13 protein-coding genes are annotated in these 15,184 nt (G+C 72.3%); 2 read left to right on the top strand and 11 right to left on the bottom strand.

The window, feature by feature from the left end:
• Positions 1 to 47: 47 nt before the first annotated feature.
• The 4 genes from ACBR40_RS22695 to rpmE form a co-directional block, all read right to left on the bottom strand.
• Positions 48 to 695 (bottom strand): L-threonylcarbamoyladenylate synthase, encoded by a 648-nt coding sequence (locus ACBR40_RS22695; RefSeq protein ID WP_344209479.1) that lies wholly within the window; start codon positions 693 to 695, stop codon positions 48 to 50.
• A 21-nt stretch (positions 696 to 716) separates the two neighbouring features.
• Positions 717 to 1,571 (bottom strand): peptide chain release factor N(5)-glutamine methyltransferase, encoded by an 855-nt coding sequence (gene prmC / locus ACBR40_RS22690; protein WP_344209481.1) that lies wholly within the window; start codon positions 1,569 to 1,571, stop codon positions 717 to 719.
• Complete coding sequence (prfA, locus tag ACBR40_RS22685) at positions 1,568 to 2,620, bottom strand: peptide chain release factor 1 (protein ID WP_344209483.1); 1,053 nt, start codon at positions 2,618 to 2,620, stop codon at positions 1,568 to 1,570. Before prfA ends, prmC begins: the two co-directional genes overlap by 4 nt.
• Positions 2,621 to 2,723: 103 nt before the next feature.
• Positions 2,724 to 2,942: a 50S ribosomal protein L31 gene (gene rpmE, locus ACBR40_RS22680; RefSeq protein ID WP_111179920.1), complete on the bottom strand. Its 219-nt coding sequence runs from the start codon at positions 2,940 to 2,942 to the stop codon at positions 2,724 to 2,726.
• Between the two features lie 198 nt (positions 2,943 to 3,140).
• Between rpmE and ACBR40_RS22675 the strand changes: the two genes are divergently transcribed.
• Positions 3,141 to 4,175 carry a hypothetical protein gene (locus tag ACBR40_RS22675; protein ID WP_371250026.1) on the top strand — a complete coding sequence of 345 codons (1,035 nt, stop codon included), beginning with the start codon at positions 3,141 to 3,143 and terminating at the stop codon, positions 4,173 to 4,175.
• A gap of 1 nt (position 4,176) precedes the next feature.
• Here the strand turns inward: ACBR40_RS22675 and ACBR40_RS22670 are convergent, their stop codons facing one another.
• The 5 genes from ACBR40_RS22670 to thrC form a co-directional block, all read right to left on the bottom strand.
• Positions 4,177 to 4,812, bottom strand: a complete 636-nt coding sequence (locus tag ACBR40_RS22670) for a response regulator transcription factor (protein ID WP_344209491.1) — start codon at positions 4,810 to 4,812, stop codon at positions 4,177 to 4,179.
• A gap of 10 nt (positions 4,813 to 4,822) precedes the next feature.
• On the bottom strand, positions 4,823 to 6,082 hold the full coding sequence (locus ACBR40_RS22665; protein ID WP_344209493.1) for a sensor domain-containing protein: 1,260 nt from the start codon (positions 6,080 to 6,082) through the stop codon (positions 4,823 to 4,825).
• 141 nt (positions 6,083 to 6,223) lie between these two features.
• Complete coding sequence (rho, locus tag ACBR40_RS22660) at positions 6,224 to 8,245, bottom strand: transcription termination factor Rho (protein ID WP_344209495.1); 2,022 nt, start codon at positions 8,243 to 8,245, stop codon at positions 6,224 to 6,226.
• A 456-nt stretch (positions 8,246 to 8,701) separates the two neighbouring features.
• Positions 8,702 to 9,607, bottom strand: a complete 906-nt coding sequence (gene thrB, locus ACBR40_RS22655) for a homoserine kinase (protein WP_371250025.1) — start codon at positions 9,605 to 9,607, stop codon at positions 8,702 to 8,704.
• A 34-nt stretch (positions 9,608 to 9,641) separates the two neighbouring features.
• Positions 9,642 to 10,700: a threonine synthase gene (thrC, locus tag ACBR40_RS22650; protein ID WP_329584109.1), complete on the bottom strand. Its 1,059-nt coding sequence runs from the start codon at positions 10,698 to 10,700 to the stop codon at positions 9,642 to 9,644.
• Between the two features lie 214 nt (positions 10,701 to 10,914).
• On the opposite strand from thrC, the gene ACBR40_RS22645 reads away from it, so the two are divergent.
• Entirely contained in the window at positions 10,915 to 12,399 is a 1,485-nt protein-coding gene (locus ACBR40_RS22645; RefSeq protein WP_371250024.1) for a glycosyltransferase family 2 protein, read from the top strand.
• A gap of 17 nt (positions 12,400 to 12,416) precedes the next feature.
• Here the strand turns inward: ACBR40_RS22645 and ACBR40_RS22640 are convergent, their stop codons facing one another.
• Positions 12,417 to 14,051, bottom strand: coding sequence for a glycosyltransferase family 2 protein (locus ACBR40_RS22640; protein WP_371250023.1), 1,635 nt, complete (start codon positions 14,049 to 14,051; stop codon positions 12,417 to 12,419).
• A complete protein-coding gene (locus tag ACBR40_RS22635) occupies positions 14,048 to 15,127 on the bottom strand; it encodes a family 2 glycosyl transferase (RefSeq protein ID WP_371250021.1) in 1,080 nt (359 codons plus the stop codon). Before ACBR40_RS22635 ends, ACBR40_RS22640 begins: the two co-directional genes overlap by 4 nt.
• Positions 15,128 to 15,184: the final 57 nt, after the last annotated feature.

The following is a 15,184-nucleotide window of genomic DNA, read 5'->3' as shown; positions in this document are numbered from 1 at the left end:
GATAAGCAGACGGTATACGTCGAGCGGCAGGTCATCCCGCCGGAGCGTCAGTCGTCGGTGGCGACGTACCCGATGATGCCGCGCAGCTTCTGGACCGGGATGGCCCCGCGCCGCAGCAGCCGGGGCACGGCGGTGGTGAGGTCGAGGATGGTGGAGGGCGTGTCGTCGGTGGTCTTGCCGCCGTCGAGGTAGACCGCGACCGACTCGCCGAGCTGCGTCTCCGCGTCCTCCGCCGTCGTGGCGGCCGGGGCGCCGGAGCGGTTGGCGCTGGAGACGGCCATGGGGCCGGTCTCCTTGAGCAGTTCGAGCGCCACCGGGTGGAGCGGCATGCGGACGGCCACCGTCCCCTTGGTGTCGCCCAGGTCCCAGGAAAGGGCCCTGTTGGCCTTGCAGACGAGCGTGAGCGGCCCCGGCCAGAAGGCGTCGATGAGATCCTGCCCGTACGGCCCCAGGTCGTCCACGAGCGCTGTGGCGGCTCGTACGGTGCCCACGAGCACCGGCGGCGGCATGTCGCGCCCGCGCCCCTTGGCGTCGAGCAGGGCGGTGACGGCGGCCGGGGTGAAGGCGTCGGCGCCGATGCCGTAGACGGTGTCGGTGGGCAGCACCACGAGCTCGCCCCTGCGTACGGCCTCGGTGGCCTCCTTCAGCCCCTCGGCCTTCTGCTCGGGGTCCGAGCAGTCAAAGCGTCGTCCCACGGATAGCTCCTCGGTGGTGACTCAGTCCTGGCCCAGCCGGGCCGTGACGAAGCGGTCCCTTCTGGTGAGGTCCTGGCGCAGGCGCACGTCGCGCCAGCCGTTGTCCTCGGGGAAGGTCAGGTAGACGGCCCGGCCCTGCTGGTCGGCGTGCTCGACGGCCACCCAGCCGCCCGGCCGCAGCAACCGGCGGGCGGTGCGCTCGACCGCGCGGACCTCCTCGAGGCCGTCGTCGCCCGAGCCGTAGAGCGCGCGGGCGGGATCGTAGTCGCGGACCTCCGGGTCGCGCGGGATCGCGCCGGGCGGGATGTAGGGCGGGTTGGAGATGACCAGGTCGACCTTGCCGTCGAGCTCGGGCAGCGCCTCGGCGAGGTCTTCCGGGTGCAGGTGGGTGCGGCCCTGGCCGAGCTCGGTGATGTTGCGCTTGGCCCAGGTGTAGGCCGCGGGATCGACCTCCACGGCGTGCACCTCGGCCAGCGCGACCTCCTGGGCGATCGACAGCGCGATGGCCCCCGAGCCGGTGCCGAGGTCCACCACGAGCGGCGCGTTGACGTCCATCTCGCGTAGCCGTTCGATGGCCCAGCCGGTCATGACCTCGGTCTCGGGGCGCGGCACGAACACGCCGGGCCCGACCGCGAGCTCCAGATAGCGGAAGTAGGCGTGGCCGGTGATGTGCTGCAGCGGCTCGCGGGCCTCGCGCCGCGCGACGCCCTCCCAGAACAGCGCGTCGAAGTCGGCGTCCTTGACGGTGTGGAGCTCGCTTCTGCGCACGCCGTGGACGAACGCCGCGATCTCCTCCGCGTCCGTGCGCGGTGAGGGCACGCCTGCCTCAGCCAACCGGGCGGTGGCGAGGGCGATCTCGTCCAGCAGCAGACTCATGAGTGTTGTGCGAGCTTCTCCGCCATCTCGGCGTCGATGAGGGACTGGGTGACGGCGTTGAGCTCACCGTCGAGCACCTGGTCGAGGTTATACGCCTTGAAGCCGACGCGGTGGTCGGAGATGCGGTTTTCCGGGAAGTTGTAGGTGCGGACGCGCTCCGAGCGGTCGACCGTGCGGACCTGCGACTTGCGCTCGGCCTGCGCCGCGGCCTCGGCCTCCTCCTGGGCGATGGCCAGCAGCCGGGCGCGCAGGATGCGCATCGCCGACTCCTTGTTCTGGAGCTGGCTCTTCTCGTTCTGGCAGGAGACGACGACGCCGGTCGGCAGGTGGGTGATGCGGACCGCGGAGTCGGTGGTGTTGACGCTCTGGCCGCCGGGGCCGCTGGAGCGGTAGACGTCGATGCGCAGGTCGTTGGGGTCGATCTGGACCTCGACGTCCTCCGCCTCGGGGTAGACGAGCACGCCTGCGGCGCTGGTGTGGATACGGCCCTGCGACTCGGTGACGGGCACCCGCTGCACGCGGTGGACGCCGCCCTCGAACTTGAGCCTGGACCACACGCCCTCGTCGCCCTTGGCCTTGATGGCGACCGTGACGTCCTTGTAGCCGCCGAGGTCGGACGGCTGGGAGTCGATGACCTCGGTCTTCCAGCCGAGCCGCTCGGCGTAGCGGAGGTACATCCGCAGCAGGTCGCCGGCGAACAGCGCGGACTCCTCGCCGCCCTCGCCCGCCTTGATCTCCATGATGATGTCCTTGTCATCATTGGGATCGCGCGGGATGAGCAGGTGCTTGAGCCGCTCCTCCAGCTGCGGGACGCGCGCTTCGAGCTCGGTCGCCTCGGCCGCGAACGACTCGTCCTCGCCGGCGAGCTCCTTGGCCGCGCTCAGGTCCTCGCGGACCGTGGCCAGCTCCCGATAGGTGGTCACGATCGGGGTGAGCTGGGAGTAGCGGCGGCCCAGGGTGCGGGCCTTGGACTGGTCGGCGTGCACGGCGGGGTCGGCGAGCTGCAGCTCCAGCTCGGAATACTCCTTGAGCAACTCGTCGAGGTTCACCGTGGGTCCTTGAGGTGTGTGGATCGGCCAGGGGCGTGGTGTCGCTTACCGACAACGCCGACCCGGCGCACGCGGATGTGCGGCCGGGCCGGCGTGTGGTGAGCTACTTGCCCGCGGCCTTCTTGCCGAAGCGCTTCTCGAAGCGCGCCACCCGGCCGCCGGTGTCCAGGATCTTCTGCTTGCCCGTGTAGAACGGGTGGCAGGCGGAGCAGACGTCGGCGTGGATCACGCCGTTCTTGGCGGTGCTGCGGGTGGTGAAGGTGTTACCGCAGGAGCAGGAGACCTGCGTCACGTGGTAATCGGGGTGGATGTCGCGCTTCATCGCTGTCCTTTCGGGCTGCGGCCGCCGGGTCGCCGCTAGGCATGGCGTGAACCGGAACCGCAAAATGGTCAGCTACCAGTGTGCCAGATCGTGCAACCATCCCAGGCCATCGTGCATTCCCGCGCACCGCCCCCGCACTCCGCGCGTCGCCGCAATAGGCTCCTTTGCACCATCCCTCACTCTTGTTAGGAACTCCGGATGAGAAGAAGGCTGAGGTCGCTGCTCGCGACCGCCATGGGGGCCGCCGTTCTCCTGGGAGGCACCGGCACGAGCGTCGCCGCCGCGACCGGCCGCACGGCCGCGGGCGACTTCACGGGCGAGGCGTCGGCCAGCGCCTCCGTCCCGCTGCAGAACGAGGTCGAGGGCACCGTGACGCTCAACCTCAAGGACCCCGCCCAGGTCACGGGCGTGACCGGCGGCATCGAGGCGCCGGGCGGAGCCGCGCGTACGGTGACGTTCGACTTCCGGCCCGGCGACGCCTCGGCCACGCAGCGGATCACCGGCAGGTGGCGGATCGCCGCGGACGACCCGGCGGGCGAGTGGAAGCTGAACGTCGCCGTCACCCGCGACGGCGGCACGAGCAACACGCCGTTCGTCGTGCAGGTGGCCGGCAAGCAGGGCATCACGGCCGCCAAGGTCACCCCGGATCCGGTGAGACTCGTCACCGGCAAGGACGTGAAGGTCACGGTCGAGGCGAGCGTGAAGGACGCCTCGAAGGTGTCGGCCAAGCTGGTCAGCGCGGGCGGCGGCGAGTTCTACGACCTGGGCGACCTCGCCAGGGAGTCGGACGGCAAGTACCGCGGCACCACCTACTTCGCCGACGACACCGCGCCGGGCGACTGGACGCTGGAGGTGTACGCGCACAAGGGCGGCCAGACGCTCAAGGGCGTGGCCGGCTTCACCGTCGCCGAGCCCGTGAACGGCGCCTCCAAGAAGGCGCGGTCGAGGGTCACGATCTCGGCCCCGGCCAAGGTCACGGCGGGCAAGAAGGTCAAGGTGTCGGGGAAGGTCTACCGCGGCTCGAAGGCGTACCCTCGCAAGATCGTCGAGGTGTACTTCAAGGTCAAGGGGACCAAGACGTACAAGCTGCTCGGCTTCGCGAAGACCACCTCGACCGGCAGGTACGCCAAGACGTACACGGCCCGCAAGGACGGCTACTACCGCGTCAGGGTGCCCGGCACGAAGACCACCAGCGCCTCGCTGTCGCCCCAGGAGTTCGTGGACGTCCGCTGACTCATCGGCCCAGGTAGGTGAGCACGGCGAGCACCCGCCGATGGTCCTCGGGCGCCGGCCCGAGGGCCAGCTTGGCGAAGATGCCGGAGATGTGCTTCTCGACCGCGCCCTCGGTGACGACGAGCCGCGCGGCGATGGCGGTGTTGGAGCGGCCCTCCGCCATGAGGGCCAGCACCTCGCGCTCGCGCGGGGAGAGCGAGTCGAGCGGCGCGCCGCGGCGCTGCCTGCTGAGGAGCTGCACGACGACCTCGGGGTCGATGACGGTGCCGCCCGCCGCCACCTGACGCACCGCCTCCAGGAACTCGGTCACGTCGGCCACCCGCTCCTTCAGCAGGTAGCCGACGGCCCGGCCGATGAGGTCGCCCGCGTAGCGCTCCTCGACGTACTGCGACAGGACGAGGATCGGGAAGTCGGGACGCTCGGCGCGCACCCGCAGCGCCGCCCGCAGGCCCTCGTCGGTGTGCGTGGGCGGCATGCGTACGTCGACGATGGCCAGGTCGGGCCGGTGCGCGCGGACGGCGGCCTCCAGCGCCGGCCCGTCGGCGACGGCCGCGACCGTGTCGATGCCGCCGTCGGCCAGCAGCCGGGCGAGCCCTTCGCGTAGCAGTACGGAGTCCTCGGCGATCACCACGCGCATGGCCCCATGCCTACCACTCGCAGGGCAGCTCCGCGCGCACGATGGTGGGGCCGCCGACGGGGCTGTGCACGACGAGCACGCCGTCGATGGTGGCCGCCCGGTCCGCCAGCCCCGCCAGCCCGCCGCCGGGGGTGACGAGGGCGCCGCCGACGCCGTTGTCCCACACGTCCACGACCACGGCCGCCCGTTCCCTGAACACCGACACCGACGCCTCCGTGGCGACCGCGTGCTTGGCCATGTTGGCCAGCGCCTCGGCGACGATGAAGTACGCGATGCTCTCCACCGCGGCGGGCGGCCGCTCGGTCAGCTCGACCGTGACGTCCACGCGGACGGGGGCCCGCGCGGCCAGCCCCGACAGCGCGGCGTCGAGCCCGCGGTCGCTGAGGATGGCCGGATGGATGCCCCTCGCGAGGTCGCGCAGCTCGGCGATGGCGGCCTTCGTGCCCGCGTGGGCCTGGACGATGAGCTCGCGCGCCGTCTCGGGGTCGGTGTCGAACTTGGCCTGCGCCCGCCCGAGGTCCACCGCCACCGACAGCAGCCGCTGCTGCGCGCCGTCGTGCAGATCGCGTTCGATCCTGCGCCGCTCGGCCTCGGCCGCGTCCACCCCCCGGGCACGGCTGACCCGCAGCCGCTCCTCCTCGGGTGCGCCGAGCAGCACGGTCGCGAGCGTCCCGTGCAGCCAGCCCATCGCGCGGGCGAGGTAGGCGGTCAGCACGAGCAGCACGAGCCCGGCGGGCACGCACAGCCAGGCGCCGACGTGGTCCTCCACCGCGTACGTCTGGCCCTCGGCCACGCTCGCCCAAAGGATCGCCGGCGCGAGGAGCAGCACCGCCGTCGACACCCACAGCCCGAACGACACCACCGTCTCGACCGCGCCGAGCGGCAGCAGCATGAGCAGGTAGCCCAGGTCCTTCCAGGTCGCGGGGTCGGTGACGAGCCACTGGAGGTACGCCGCCACCCCGCCCTCCGGCCGCCGACGGTACGGGTCCGCGATGCGCACCCCGAACGCCGCCCGCAGCACCCGCCGCTCCAGCATCGCCCCGCCGCGCCACATGAGCACGGTCGCCATGGCCAGCGGCACGCCCACCCACACCACCGCCAGCGTGAGCGAGACCGGCACCGCGAACGACGACAGCAGGAACCAGCCGAGCCCGATCACCCCGCTGACCAGCAGGTACGCCGCCGCCCGCCACGTCATGGGATCGGCCAGCACTCCCAGCGGCCCTCTGGGTCCCCAGGGCACCCGGTCCTTCAACGCCACGGATCGCATGACCTCAAGCCTGCACCGCCCGCCTCCGCGCCGGAATGGAGCTGCCTCGTGTCCTGGGGTGGGGCTAGCCCCCGTATCGGCCCCGTGAACGCGGAAAGGGCGGCAGGTGAGTCACCTGCCGCCCTTTCGCCGTCGCGGTCGCTAGTCGCGGTCGCTGCTCACCGTGGTCTTCTGGACCTGCAGGAGGAACTCCGCGTTGGACTTGGTCTCCTTCATCTTCTCCAGGAGCAGCTCCAGCGCCTGCTGCATGTCGAGCGCGTGCAGCACCCGGCGCAGCTTCCAGACGATCTGGAGCTCTTCCCTGGCCATGAGGATCTCTTCCTTACGGGTGCCGGACGCGTCGACGTCCACCGCGGGGAAGATGCGCTTGTCGGCGAGGGAGCGGTTGAGCTTGAGCTCCATGTTGCCGGTGCCCTTGAACTCCTCGAAGATGACCTCGTCCATCTTGGACCCGGTCTCGACCAGGGCCGTGGCGAGGATCGTCAGCGAGCCGCCGTTCTCGATGTTGCGGGCGGCGCCGAAGAAGCGCTTGGGCGGGTAGAGGGCCGTGGAGTCGACACCACCCGACAGGATGCGCCCGGACGCCGGCGCCGCCAGGTTGTAGGCGCGGCCGAGACGGGTGATCGAGTCGAGCAGGACGACCACGTCGTGGCCCAGCTCCACCAGGCGCTTGGCGCGCTCGATGGCGAGCTCGGCGACCGTGGTGTGGTCCTCGGCGGGACGGTCGAAGGTCGAGTGGATGACCTCGCCCTTCACCGACCGCTGCATGTCGGTGACCTCTTCCGGCCGCTCGTCCACGAGCACGACCATCAGGTGGCACTCGGGGTTGTTGCGGGTGATCGCGTTGGCGATGGCCTGCAGCACCATCGTCTTGCCGGCCTTGGGCGGCGAGACGATGAGGCCGCGCTGGCCCTTGCCGATCGGGGAGACGAGGTCGATGATCCTCGTGGTGAGGATGTTGGGCTCGGTCTCCAGGCGCAGGCGCTCCTGCGGGTAGAGCGGCGTCAGCTTGTTGAAGTCGGGCCGGTTGCGGGCCTGGTCCGGGTCCATGCCGTTGACGGTGTCGAGGCGGACCAGGGCGTTGAACTTCTCGCGCCGCTCGCCCTCGCGGGGCTGGCGGACCGCGCCGGTGATGACGTCGCCCTTGCGCAGGCCGTTGCGGCGGATCTGGGCGAGCGAGACGTAGACGTCGTTGCTGCCCGGCAGGTAGCCGCTGGTCCTGACGAAGGCGTAGTTGTCGAGGATGTCGAGGATGCCGGCGATCGGGATGAGCACGTCGTCGTCGCCGATGACGGGCTCGCCCGCCTCGAAGCGCTCGCGGCCACGGCCACGGTTGCGCTCCCTGAAGCGGCCACGGCGGCCACGGCCACCGCGCTCGTCGTCGTCGGCGCCGCCGCCCCGCTGGTCGCCGCGCTGGTCGCGCTGGTCACCCCGCTGGTCGCCGCGGCTGCCCGCGTCGGCGGCGCGACCGTCGGCCCTGCCGTCGGTGCGGCCGTCGGTGCGGCCACCCTCACCGCGGTCACCGCGGTCACCGCGCTCGCCCCGGTCACCGCGCTCGCCGCGGTCGGAGGAGCGCTCGGAGGAACGGTCTGCGGAACGGTCGGAGGAACGCTCGCCGCGCTCACGGCGCTCGCCGCGGCTGCGGCGCTCCCTGCGGCTCTCGCCGCGCTCGGCGCGCGACTCGCCCTGGCCGCCGTCGGCGGCCTGGGCCTGCTCGACGACGGTCTCGGCGGGCGCGGCCACGGGCTCGGGCGCCTGGGCCACGGGCTCCGGCGCGGCGGCCACGGGCTGCGGCGCGGGCTCCTCGACCACGGTCTTGGCGCGGGAACGTTCCCTGCGTGCCCGGGTGGGCCGCTCGGCCGCGGGGGCCGTCTCGGCCACGGGGGCGGGCGCCTCCGCGGCGGCCGCGGGGGCCGGCGCGGCGTCGCCCGTGCCGCCACCCTGCTTCTCCTGGATGGCCGCGATCAGCTGGCTCTTCCGCATGCGCCCCGTCCCGCTGATGCCCAGCTCAGCTGCGATCTTCTGCAGCTCGGGCAGCACCTTGGCGGACAGGCCGGTGCCGGAGCGACGCGCACGGGGCTTGGCCGCGGCGCGAGTGGGGGTGTCGCCGGACGCGGGCTCAGCGCCTGGTGCGTCGGAGAGGAGTTCGGTGGTGTCGCTCAACTAAAAGGTCCTTCCCAGGGGTCGGGCGCCGGTTTTGTTCTGCCGGGCGTCCCGGAGGTGCTTGCGATCCGGCGGGACAGACCGGGTCGGGGTGCACTTTGCGATCTTCGGCTGTCGCTGGAGACGGCCGCCACTCTTGGAGAGGGGTTGGTCACGCCGCCGCTGGGCCGTGGCGCGTGCCTGACACCCCCCAGATTGCTGTCGCCAGCCAGATGTCGATTGGATTCGAATGCGCAGATCCCCGTCGTCGACGCCTCGGTTCGGGCCAACCGGGTGTGGGCCAACCGGAGGCGACTAATTCCGGGGAGACAGCCGCGCTGCCCACGCCTCGCGACGTGAAGCATGATGCAGCGATGTGTGGCTGACAAGCACGCACCCACCAAGGGGGCATCTGGTGCGGCTATCAGCCTAACATCACCAGCGCACACGGCTATTCCCTGAAGGTCTAAAGAGGCATCAGCGTGTCTCGGGGAACTGAACGTTCGCACCAACCGGGTCGACGTCCATTTGCTGGATGTGCCAGTCATTACCCACTTCTGGCGCGATCAAATCCTGCGTATCCGATGTCGAAAACGCAAGAACCGTGGGACCCGCTCCCGAAACGACCGCGGGCACGCCCACTGCACGCAGACGTTCTACCAGAGCCGCGCTCTGCGGCATCGCAGGCGCGCGGTAGTGCTGATGGAGCCGATCTTCCGTGGCGGCGAGCAGGAGCCCCGTCTCGGGCCGCTGGGTCAGCGCGGCTATCAGCAACGCGGCCCGGCCGGCGTTGAAGGAGGCGTCCTTGTGGGGCACGTCCTTCGGCAGCAGCCCCCGGGCGGTCTCCGTCGCCAGCCGCGCGGACGGAATCAGGACGACGGGACGGACCCGCTGGTCGGGAGCCAGTTTCACCATATGCGGCGCCCCCGCGTGGTCGGACCAGGCGACGGTGAGACCGCCGGCCAGGCACGGCGCCACGTTGTCGGGATGGCCCTCCATCTCGGTGGCCAGCGCGAACACCTCGTCGTCCGGCCACTCGACCCTCGCGAGCGCGCGGGCCGCGAGCAGCCCGGCGCACACGGCGGCCGACGACGAGCCGAGGCCGCGGGCGTGCGGGATGCGGTTGCGGCAGCGCAGGCGGATGCCCGCGGGCTGCGCGACCCCCATGCGGCCGAACGCCTCGCGCATGGCGCGCACGACCAGGTGGCGCTCGCCGCGGTCGACCTCACCCGCGCCCTCGCCGCTCACGCTGACCTCGACGCCGCGCTCGCCGGTGAGACCGGCCTCGACCTCGTCGTACAGGCTCAGCGCGAGGCCGAGGGCGTCGAAACCCGGGCCGAGGTTCGCCGAGGTGGCGGGCACGCGGATGTCAACGGTCCTCATTCACGCATCAGATCCTCACTCCCCGTGACCTCCGTCAGGCGAGGTTGAGCGCCGCCGCGGCGGCGTGGACGTCGATGGGGATCACCGTCGGCGCCGGCGCTCCCGAGATGGCCCAGTCAGGGTCCTTCAGCCCGTTGCCGGTGACGGTGCAGACGATGCGCTGCCCCGGCTCGACCAGGCCCTGCTCGTGCGCCTGGAGCAGGCCGGCGACGCTCGCCGCCGAGGCCAGCTCCACGAACACGCCCTCTTCCTGGGCCAGCAGTTTGTACGCCGCCGCGATCTGCCGGTCGGTCACCGACTGGATGACGCCGCCGGACTCGTCGCGGGCCGCCGTGGCGAGCGACCAGGAGGCCGGGTTGCCGATGCGGATGGCCGTGGCGATGGTGTGCGGGCGGGTCACCGGCGCGCCCTGGACGATCGGGGCGGCGCCGCTCGCCTGAAAGCCGAACATGCGCGGCTTCCGCGTCGCGAGGCCGTCGGTGAAGTATTCCTGGTAGCCCATCCAGTAGGCCGAGATGTTGCCCGCGTTGCCCACCGGGATGCAGTGGATGTCGGGCGCGTCGCCGAGCGTGTCGACGATCTCGAACGCGGCCGTCTTCTGCCCCTGCAGCCGGTAGGGGTTGACCGAGTTGACCAGCGCGATCGGGTAGCTGGACGACAGCTTGCGGGTCATCTCCAGGCAGTCGTCGAACGACCCCTCGACCTGCAGCAGCGTGGCCCCGTGCACGAGCGCCTGGGCGAGCTTGCCCATGGCGATCTTCCCGCGCGGCACCAGGACGGCGCAGGTCAGCCCGGCGCGCACGGCGTAGGCCGCCGCGGAGGCCGAGGTGTTGCCGGTGGAGGCGCAGATGACCGCCTTGGCTCCCTCCTCGACCGCCTTGCTGATGGCCATCGTCATGCCGCGGTCCTTGAAGCTGCCGGTCGGGTTGGCCCCCTCGACCTTCAGGTAGACGTCGCACCCGGTGAGGGCGGAGACGCGGTGCGCGGGCACCAGCGGCGTGCCGCCTTCGAGCAGCGTGATGACCGGCGTCTTCGTCGTCACGGGAAGACGCTCGCGGTATTCCTCGATGAGGCCACGCCACGACCTGCTCATGATGACTCCCTACCTGCGGTGTTGGTCACAGAGTGTACGGGGTGCGGGCGACCGCATCGGATTCGCGTCCACAAGTCGGACACAGCTCGGCATCCCCGCGACCTGGCGGCGGATCAACAGCGAGCAACACGGGTCGGACGTATGGGTTGGACAGCGACGCTATTGAGGAAATTCTCAGCATCTCCCGATAAGGTCTCGCCAGGGGGTCACGACCATGAACGCGCGTCCTGCTCTGAGGCAGAACGACTATTCGCCGATCGAGGCGCCGCCGCTGGGCGCCTGGTCACCCGCCCTTTCCGTGAGCGTGGTGATACCCGCGCACGGCGGGCAGGACAAGCTCGACCTGACGCTGGCGGCGCTGGCGGCGCAGACGTACCCGGACCGGCTGATGGAGGTCCTCGTCGTCGACGACGGCAGCGAGCCGCCCATCCGGCTGCCCGAGCTGCGGCCGGTCAACACGCGTGTCGTGCGGGTGCGTGACGGCTGGGGCATCTCCAACGCCGTCAACACCGGCGCCAACGCCGCCGACGGCGAGATCATCCAGCGGCTCGACTCCGACATGGTGGCCTGCCGCGAGCACATCGAGGCGCTGGCCCGCTGGCACCATGTGACGGACTACCTGGTCACGATCGGGATGAAGAAGTTCGTCGAGCCGCCGGCCGTCACGCCCAGGCAGGTCTTCCAGGCCCGGCGCCTGGACGAGGTGTTCGCGCTGGACGAGGCCGTCTCCAGCTCCACCGAGGCGACGATCGCCAAGACCGACGGGCTGCGCGCGAGCCGCAACCCGTACCACGTGTGCACGGGGCCGACGTTCGCGCTGCCGCGCGAGGTCTTCCACGCCGTGGGCGGTCTCGACCCGACCGTGGCGCGGGGTGAGGACACCGAGTTCGCCTACCGGCTGGCCATGCACGGCGTGGTGTTCGTCCCCGACCTGGAGGCGCAGGCCGTCCACCTGGGGCTGCCGGCGCAGCACCGCGACCGGGAGCGGGCGGTGCGGGCGGTCGAGCCCTATCTGGCGCACCGCATCCCGCTGCGCAGGGACCTGCGCAAGGATCCGGGGCGGCGGTGGCTGGTGCCGTACGTGGAGGTCGTGCTCGACGTCACCGACACCTCCGAGTCGGTGGTGCGGCAGGCCGTCGCGGCGGCGCTCGGCGGCAAGCTGCAGGACGTCGTGGTGACGCTGGTGGGGCCGTGGTCGCGGCTGCGGGACGGGCGGCGTTCCGTGCTCGGCGACCCGTGCTTCGAGCTGCGGCTGATGCGCGATTTGTTCGCGCACGACGAACGCATCAGGCTCATCGACGAGGCCGCGCCCACGCCCGCGCCGTGCCCGTTCCGCTACCGGGGGCCGGTGGACGTGCCGCTGCACCGGGCGACGCTGGAGCGCATGGTCGAGTCGGCGCAGAAGGACCTGACGGGCGTGCTGGTCGTGGACCTGCCGGACGGGCGGACGGCGCGGCTGGAGCGTACGTCGGCGCTAGGGCGCGCGGTCCTGCTCACCGAGCCCGGCGCGGGCCCCGCCGACGTGGACGCGGTCATCGCGGCCACGCACGGCGTACGGCACGAGCCGCCGGACCGCTACTGGCCGGCCCCGAAGCAGCCCGAGCCGGTCACCATCCCCGCGCCGGAGCCGGTGACGGTGCCCGCCGCCGACGAGCGCTCCTTGCTCGGCCGGCTGAAGTCCGCCCTGCGCCCCAACTGACCCGGGGGGCGGAGCGCTCAGTCGCGGGGGCGGCGGAGGGCGCGGCGCATGGTGGTGGAGACGACCGTGCGGAGGCTCTGCTGGGCCACTCGGTTGGCGGCCGCGAGCTCGCGCCGCAGGGTGCCGACCTCGCGCCGGAGCTCGACCGCCGACTTGCGCCAGCGGCCGGCCTCCTCCTTCCACTTGCCGACCTGCGCCCGCAGCCGCTCGTTCTCCTTGGCGAGCCGGGCCGCCTCGGCCTGGGCCTCGGCCCGCGCCCGGTACGCGCTCCGCCGCCCCACCGGCGCCGAAGCCTCGGTGGTGAAGCCGTACGTCTCGCCGTCCACCCACGTGACGCCGGACACCTCGTCCACCACGTCGTCCAGGTCCTCGCCGGGCCCGGCCACGAGGCGGGCCCTGGCGAAGGCGGAGAGGCGTTCGAGCCGGGCCGCGACGACGCCCTCGGCCGACTCGCTCAGCAGCACGTTGACCAGCCCCAGCCCCTCGTCGCGGGCCAGGTCGAGCAGCCGGGCCAGGCTGTCCTCGCCGGGGACCCAGCCGGCGGGCAGCCGCAGCACGTACGGCACCGCGGGGTCCACGTCCTCGGCGGCGGCGAGGCGCACCCGGCCGTCGTACCGGTAGTGGCCCTCGACCAGCACCAGGTCCAGGGCGGGATCGCGGAGCGGGGCGCGGCGCTCGCGGCGCAGGGTGTCCCAGGGCCCGACGACCAGCACCGACAGGTCCGGCACGGTGCCGGCGAGCAGCGCGTCCACGCTCGCCCGCACCTCGTCGTAGCCCGCCGTGCCGTCCACGACGGCCGTCACGTAGGGGACCTTCCACTGCCGCCCCGGATGCCCGCGCAGCCACCGGTAGGCGGGGACGCGGTCGGCCACGAACGCGTGGCTCACCCGGTCGATGGCCGGCTTGTCGCGCATCCGCATGGTGGGCCCGAGGTGGTAGGCGCGGGCGGCCGGCTCGGGCACGAAGACCGCGCCGGCCTGGCTCAGCCGGTAGCCCATCTCGGTGTCCTGGCCGAGGACGAGGTCGTCGTCCATCGGCCCGGCCGTCGCGATCAGCCGCGCGTGGACCGAGGTGGCGCCGCCGACGTGCAGGCTGAAGGGCCGCTGCGGGTTGTCGGTGAGCCCGCCGGTGCGCTCGACGAGATCGACGATCCAGGCGTGCGGCTCGGCCGGCTCGAAGGAGGTCTCCAGGTCGTCGGGCAGCTCGGCGGGCAGCTCGGCCTCGGTGAACCTGATGTAGCCGGTGACGACGAGGTAGGGCGCCGTGTGGTGCCAGCGCATGTGGGCCTCGATCGCGCCGGGCGTGAGCACCACGTCGGAGTCGAGCCAGTGGACGACCTCGCCGGTGGCCTCGGCGAGGCCGGCGTTGCGCGCGGCGGCCCGGCCGGGCTCGGGGCAGCGGATCAGCCGGGCGCCCTTGGGGGCGGTCCCGGGCAGGCGCAGCGGCGGCTCGCTGCCGTTGTCGACGACGATCACCTCGGTGAGCTCCGCCGGGTACGTCTGCCGGGCGAGCGCCGCCAGCACGAGGTCGAGCTTGTCCTGCCCGCCGTACGCGGGGACGACGACGCTGACCGTCAGCTCGGGCGTGAAGCCGGCCTCCGGGCGCAGCGTCCGGTAGTCGTTGCCGCGTACGCGGGCGATCGGGCCGGTCACGCGGCCTCCATGAGCAGACTCGGCCGGAAGCCGCGCCACTGGTTGGCGGCCACCTTGACGAAGTGGGCGAGCGGGAGCTGCCAGGTGTGGTCGCCGCTCAGCCCGCGCCGCAGGACGTAGCCGAGACCGTGCGTACGGTAGATCTTCGCGCCCGCCCCCGAGGCCGCCTTGAGGAATTCGAGGTCCACGGCCCGCGCGACCGGCGGGAAGCCGCCCAGCTCCCTGAACCGCGCCAGCGGCACCATGATCGTGCCGCCCGCCACGTGGTCGGAGTAGACCTCGCTCGGATAACGGGCGCCGCTGGCGAACGTCGTCCGCCTGATCGTGGCCTTCAGCGGCTCCAGGTAGAAGAACTCGGCGGTGGTGCCCACGATGTCGGCCTCGGCGTAGGTGCGGGCCATGAACAGGTCGGACAGGTGGTGCGGGCCGTACCAGTCGTCGTCGTCCCACTTGGCGAGGAGGTCGCCGCCGGCCGCCGCCGCCGCCCGGTTGAGCACCTCGCCGAACGGCACCGACTCCGCGACCTCGACCCACCGCACCGGCAGCGCGCACGCCTCGACCGCCTGGCGTACGTGCTCGAACGGCACGCCGTGCAACCCCAGCACGACCTCGGCCGTCACGCCGCGCTGCCGCTCCATCTGCGCCAGCGCCGCGCCGACCAGGGCGGGCCGCTTGGTGGCCATGACGATGCTGACGCTGGGCGGGGTCTGCGGCGCGGGGTGCGCGAGGCGGCGCAGGCGTACGCTGTGCTCCTCCCGCCGCAGGTCGGCGAGGCTGCGCGCGGTGCCGTCGGCGGCGTGGCCGAGCCAGTCGCGGTCGGTGAGCAGCGCCGCGAGGCCGGCGGGCACCCAGCCGGGGGCCCGCTCGGCGGTCAGCGGGACGCCGGCCGCGGCCAGCTCCATGAGCCCGTCGAGGGGCACCGGCCCGTCCGGCCACTCGATCTCCAGGCCGCGCAGCGGGCGCAGCTCGGGCACGGCGGGCGGGCGGCCGTCGACCGCCCATCCGCCGCCCGCCCAGTGCAGGCGGGCCGGCCCCTTCTCCGGCGTGCGCAGGAAACCGCACGGGGTGACGGACATGAAATGGGTGCTCCTCGACCGCGGGGATTCAGTCGGCGCCTACCTTACGCCCGTTTC

The sequence above is a fragment of the Nonomuraea sp. AD125B genome, assembly GCF_041402765.1.
Lineage (GTDB): Bacteria > Actinomycetota > Actinomycetes > Streptosporangiales > Streptosporangiaceae > Nonomuraea > Nonomuraea bangladeshensis.
The sequence above is the reverse complement of the archived record's forward strand: the minus strand, read 5'-3'. Positions and strand labels throughout refer to the sequence as shown.

Bases quoted from the DNA above. Each gene is read 5' to 3' on its own strand.
- prmC (WP_344209481.1), bottom strand. From the start codon at position 1,571: ATGAGTCTGCTGCTGGACGAGATCGCCCTCGCCACCGCCCGGTTGGCT.
- rpmE (WP_111179920.1), bottom strand. From the start codon at position 2,942: ATGAAGCGCGACATCCACCCCGATTACCACGTGACGCAGGTCTCCTGC.
- ACBR40_RS22675 (WP_371250026.1), top strand. From the start codon at position 3,141: ATGAGAAGAAGGCTGAGGTCGCTGCTCGCGACCGCCATGGGGGCCGCC.
- ACBR40_RS22670 (WP_344209491.1), bottom strand. From the start codon at position 4,812: ATGCGCGTGGTGATCGCCGAGGACTCCGTACTGCTACGCGAAGGGCTC.
- ACBR40_RS22665 (WP_344209493.1), bottom strand. From the start codon at position 6,082: ATGCGATCCGTGGCGTTGAAGGACCGGGTGCCCTGGGGACCCAGAGGG.
- thrB (WP_371250025.1), bottom strand. From the start codon at position 9,607: ATGAGGACCGTTGACATCCGCGTGCCCGCCACCTCGGCGAACCTCGGC.
- thrC (WP_329584109.1), bottom strand. From the start codon at position 10,700: ATGAGCAGGTCGTGGCGTGGCCTCATCGAGGAATACCGCGAGCGTCTT.
- ACBR40_RS22645 (WP_371250024.1), top strand. From the start codon at position 10,915: ATGAACGCGCGTCCTGCTCTGAGGCAGAACGACTATTCGCCGATCGAG.
- ACBR40_RS22635 (WP_371250021.1), bottom strand. From the start codon at position 15,127: ATGTCCGTCACCCCGTGCGGTTTCCTGCGCACGCCGGAGAAGGGGCCG.